This is a genomic window from Caldithrix sp. (assembly GCF_056497305.1).
Genome location: NZ_JBSMDE010000002.1, coordinates 1 through 5,115 on the forward strand (window position 1 = coordinate 1; position 5,115 = coordinate 5,115).

3 protein-coding genes and 1 riboswitch are annotated in these 5,115 nt (G+C 47.0%); all 3 genes read left to right on the forward strand.

Annotation, left to right across the window (positions count from 1 at the left end):
• The first annotated feature begins 645 nt into the window (after positions 1 to 645).
• Positions 646 to 819: riboswitch (cobalamin riboswitch) on the forward strand.
• Positions 820 to 946: 127 nt separating this feature from the next.
• The 3 genes from ACWB0I_RS00045 to ACWB0I_RS00055 are packed head-to-tail and all read left to right on the forward strand — an operon-like array spanning position 947 to position 5,068.
• Positions 947 to 3,103 carry a TonB-dependent receptor gene (locus ACWB0I_RS00045; RefSeq protein ID WP_479385975.1) on the forward strand — a complete coding sequence of 719 codons (2,157 nt, stop codon included), beginning with the start codon at positions 947 to 949 and terminating at the stop codon, positions 3,101 to 3,103.
• Positions 3,103 to 4,155: a YncE family protein gene (locus ACWB0I_RS00050; RefSeq protein WP_479385976.1), complete on the forward strand. Its 1,053-nt coding sequence runs from the start codon at positions 3,103 to 3,105 to the stop codon at positions 4,153 to 4,155. The genes ACWB0I_RS00045 and ACWB0I_RS00050 overlap by 1 nt, the downstream gene beginning before the upstream one ends.
• The gene (locus ACWB0I_RS00055; protein ID WP_479385977.1) at positions 4,142 to 5,068 is read left to right on the forward strand and encodes an ABC transporter substrate-binding protein; all 927 of its coding nucleotides are present in this window, start codon (positions 4,142 to 4,144) and stop codon (positions 5,066 to 5,068) included. The genes ACWB0I_RS00050 and ACWB0I_RS00055 overlap by 14 nt, the downstream gene beginning before the upstream one ends.
• Positions 5,069 to 5,115 lie beyond the last annotated feature (47 nt).

The window sequence follows — 5,115 nt, forward strand, 5'->3', positions numbered from 1 at the left end:
CTTTGCCATTTGAGTCTCTGTAGGACTCAGCGATTTGTAAAGTCTCATGTACTTTATTATTTCTTTTGGATCGACTTACTTTAACAAACATAGAATAAATATAATAATAAAACAATTTTATAGCAAATAAAAATGCACTCGTGCATAGACTACAAAGAAATTGAAACAGGATAACTTAATTATTTGTTTTTATTACTTTGGCTTTTAAAAATTAGAAGTTAACTGTCAAACTGGGGTTATAACTCCCCCTTCCCTTTTTTAAAAGGAACAGGGCCGGGGGGATGGGTTTTAAAACAAAAGCTCGCCATAAATGCTTTGCCCGTAAAAAGTCGCGGACTGAAGCACGATTTACATTGCTTTTTCGAATGGTCTGCCAATGTAAGGGATTCTTCTCCCGCTGAAGCGGAATCAGAATGACATGCCGGCACGGTTCCTCACCGCCTGGGCATAAGTTGCCCCTTCGCAAATTAATTCGTAATTCGTAATTTTTAATTTTTAATTTAAAAATGTTTTTTGTGCATTCGTGGCTTTGTTGTGTTTTCTGTAGTTGGTTAATGGTTGAGACTGTGCTGCATTGGATCATCATCTGAAAATTAAATTTTGCATTTAAATGCTGGCTGTTTAAATTTGTCGTTGTTCTTTTGAAATACAAAGAACCCTTTCAGTAACGGGAAGCGCGGTGAAAATCCGCCACTGCCCCGCAACTGTGATGGGGGACGAAAGCCAGACACACGCCACTGTCCCAAAGTTTGGGATGGGAAGGCCTGGTTAGTAGGAAGATCCCAGAGTCAGGAGACCGACTGAAAAAGGGCTCTCACTAAAATTCCACGCGGGTGGAATGTGAGAACAGAGATTGGATTTTGTCAAACCAATCTGCCTTCCTTTTTTAGTCACTTCTTAGCGCTTTCCGCTGCTGAACAACAATTCATTAAACTGCATGGTACGGATGAAACATTTGTTACTTTTGCTACTCATGGTAATAAACACGGGTTTTGCCCGGCAACGCCCTCCTTTTTTACAGGTGCGTGACCTGTGGACTGGTAAACCTTTGCCTCAGGCTGAGCTTAAGACCGGTCAATTGAGCTGGCGCGTAAATCAGAGCGGGATGGTTGCGCTTGACAGCCTACCCCTTACTGCTGATCAGTCGCTTATTGTCACTGCACCTGGCTATTTTCCGGAAACCATAACCTTTAACTCCATTACCCACAATCCCTTAATTTATCTCACTCCGGTTGAACAGACCACCTTTATTACCGTTTCCGGCGATCGCGCTTATCGCTCCCCATTAAATATGCCTGCGCACCGTTCTGTAATTACCTTCGAGGGCCTGCCCACACCACAGGAGCTGGCCCAACAGCTAAGCCTGCAAAGCGGCCTCTTTTTAAAATCGTACGGCGCTCCTTCCAGCCTGCAAACCATCTCTTTGCGGGGCATGTCGGCTGAGCAAACCCAGGTTTTACTCGACGGCATTCCACTAAACAATTTGCAATTAGGTAGCAGCGATCTAAGCCTTCTGGAAGGGGCCGATATCCAGGCCATCGAGATTTACCGCGGTTCCAATGCTATTTTGGGCGGCAGTGGGGCCATTGGCGGGAGTTTAAACCTGCGTTCTACGGAACCCGGAGAAATTCTTAAACTGCTCATCGCTTCTGGCTGGAATTCTTTAAAAAATAAACGATTGAGCGCTCAGCTGCAGTGGCCCTTCCGGAATAGCCGGAATGTAATCACCTTTAGTCATGCCAACGGTTTAAACCACTACAACACCCGGGCATTGAATCACAATGTAGCTTTGCGGAATCGCGATTTTCGCCAAAACTTTGTAAGCTGGAAATCGGTTTTCCGGCCTGCCAGGGACTGGAAGTTTACGTTGCGTCTGGCGCAGTTCAAAAAGGCAGCCGGTGCGCCTTCGCCCTTTACCAATGCCAGCAGCGAAGCGGCCAATCGGGCCAGAATTACGCTGGACAACACCCTGGTGCACAGCGGCTTTCGCTACCAGAGCAATCCACTGGAACTCTTTTTTAGTACCTATTTTCGCAATGAATGGATGACTTACAGCGATCCGGTTTTAATCATCAACAATCAAGCACTGCACAGTGTACATTTTAATCAGGAAAAAGGCCTGCAGGGACGTTTCCACTACTCTCCTCGCCAGACGCTCTTAATCAAGGGCGGAGTGGAATTGGCAGAGCAAAAAATTTCGAGCAGTAATGCCGGACAACACAGGAGATCGCGCGCTTCTTTCTACCTGTTAGGTGATGGCCGTCTGCTCGGACAACGCTTTTCCCTGCAGGCTTTTCATTTAAACGCTGGACTGCGCTTTGAAAAAATCGGCCATGAGATCCTGCTCTGGCTTCCTTCGGCCGGGGTCACTTTCAGCTGGCCGGCAGTTCAGCTTTTTGCCACCCTGGGTAAAAACTTCCGCGCGCCCACTTTTAACGATCTGTACTGGTCGCCCGGCGGCAATCCGGATTTAAAACCGGAAAAATCGCTCAATGCAGAAAGCGGGCTCCGTTTATACAAAATTTGGGGAAACTGGATGGCACAAAATGAAGTCACTCTGTTTCAGAACCTTGTGAGCAACCAAATAAAATGGCTTCCCTCCCAATCGGGCCTCTGGCAGCCTTTGAACATTGCCGGGGTTTTAAGCCGTGGCCTGGAAATCGACCTGGCCCTGTCTGATTTGAAAGAACGTTTTAAGTTAATAGTGAACTATCATTACATACAAACTGTAAAAAACAAAGCCGAGTACCCCGGCGATCCTACCGTGGGCCATCAACTCCCTCTGCTTCCCAGAGAAAAGCTGGCTATCTCTTTGCAATGGCGCCCTAACAATTTTCGTTTGACGCTGAATGGCCAAAAGGTCAGCTTCCGCTATCTGGATTTTTCTAATCAGAACCATCAAATTTTACCGGGCTACCTGGAATCCGATCTGGCCCTGGGCTATCGCTTCTCCTTTAAAACATTTTCAATTCAATCGGATGTTCAGATCGAAAACCTGTTTAACCAACATTACACCATTTTACCCGGCTATCCGTTACCGGGGCGATATTTGGGTTTTAGTTTACAATTCTTATTTCATCATCAAAACAATGGAGGTAACTAATGCAGCGTACACTCGTATTCCTTTTCATGGCGCTTGTCCTTTTTTCCTGCGAAAAAGATCCCACAGGCGCCAGCAAAGAAAAGCAGATCCAATCTGTTGGGGCATTTATCATTAACGAAGGCAATTTCGGTAAAGGCAATGGCAGTCTCTCCTTTTACAGCTACGCCGATCAAAGCGTGCAAAACGATATTTTTAAAAGCGTGAACCAACGCCCCCTGGGCGATACGCCCAACAGTATGACCCTGTACGATTCTTTGGGATTTATTGTGGTTAACAATTCCAACACTATCGAAGTGATCAGTTTAAAAACCTGGAAAAGCAAAAAAACCATTACCCTCGATGGCGGCCCCAGCCCGCGTCATTTAGCGGTTGTTGATCAAAATAAAGCTTACGTTTCTAATCTCTACGCAAACAATGTGGCGGTCATCGACTTGAAAACCCTTACACTGACGGGCAAGACCATCCCCGTTGGCGCCAATCCGGAAGAGATTGCCGTGGCCCAGGGCAAAGCTTTTGTCTTAAACAGCGGCTTTGGTTCGGATCATACGGTTTCTGTGATTGATGTGGCCCAGGACAGGGTAATCAAAACCCTGCAGGTGGCCGACAACCCCACCAGCGTTGCCCTTGACGATGACGGAGAATTGAATGTTTTGTGTACCGGCCGCTGGCCGGCCTGGGGCGACACCAGCGATCACGGCACCAACGGCGCATTGTACGTCATTGACCCGGCAAAATTAACCATAACCGATTCCCTGACCATCGAAGGGCATCCTTCAGAAATAACCTACGCCGGCCAAGACCTGGGCTTTTTCCTGCTTAACGGCCAGGTGGTCAAATTTTCCACTTCTGAAAACAAAATCATGAAAAGTGATTTTATTACCGGTTTCTTCTACAGTCTGGAAGCCGATCCCCTTTCCGGCCTGTTGTTTGTGCTGGACGCTAAAGATTTTCAAAGCGCCGGCGAATTGAAGATTTACGACTTTGAGGCTCAGTTACAAAATTCGGCAACCGTCGGAATTAATCCCGGAGCAGTGACCTTTGTTTACCAGTAAAGATATTTTTCGCTTTTTTTTAATCGGCTTATTCCTGTTAGCAGGCTGTACTTCGCGGCCTGCTTCTTTAAACAACAGGGCCTTTAAACGGATCATCAGCCTTTCGCCCAATATTACTGAAACGCTCTATGCTTTGCGGCAACAGGACAGGCTGGTGGCTGTGTCCGATTTTTGTTCTTACCCGCCAGAAGTTCGTCAAAAGGAACGTGTGGGCGGTTTGCTCAACCCCAATCTGGAAAAAATCTTACTCTTAAAACCCGATATCCTGATCGGCACACCGGCTCACACTTCGTTAGCCGCCAAATTGGACCCCTACCAATTGCCCGTTGTACTCTTACCCAACGACCATTTACAGGATGTTTTTTTTACGATCGACTCTCTGGGGCACCTGCTTCACTGCCAGAAGCAAGCCGCGAGCCTGATGCGCCACATTAAAGAACGATTACAATTTTACCGGGATCAGGCGTTACAATTGGGACACCCCCGGCCCACGGCGGCCTTAATCATTGGGCGCGATCCCGGCTCAGTCAGCCACTTAACCGTTTCCGGCCCCCACACCTTTCTTGATTCACTCTGGCAAATGCTGGGCGGGAGAAATATCTTCAGTGACCTAAACGCAAAATATGCTCAGGTTGGTCAGGAAAGTTTTTTGAACCGTAAACCACAAATCATAATTGAATTCAAATACAAAGCACACTGGGACGCCGTCAAAGATAGTCTGAACTTTTTGGAATGGCAGAGCCTGGGCCAGGTACCGGCAGTACACAATCGCCAGATTTATGTGCTTACAGGCGATTACACCTTAATCCCCGGCCCCAGAATTTACCTGTTAGCCAGAGATTACCTACACATTTTAGAAAACTTTGTGCAGACAATCCACAGGCCAGATCAAACGGTCAGCCATTCCAGGTAACCATCAATGCGTATTCGTATTTCCAGAGAGAAAGGGAGAACCGTTTC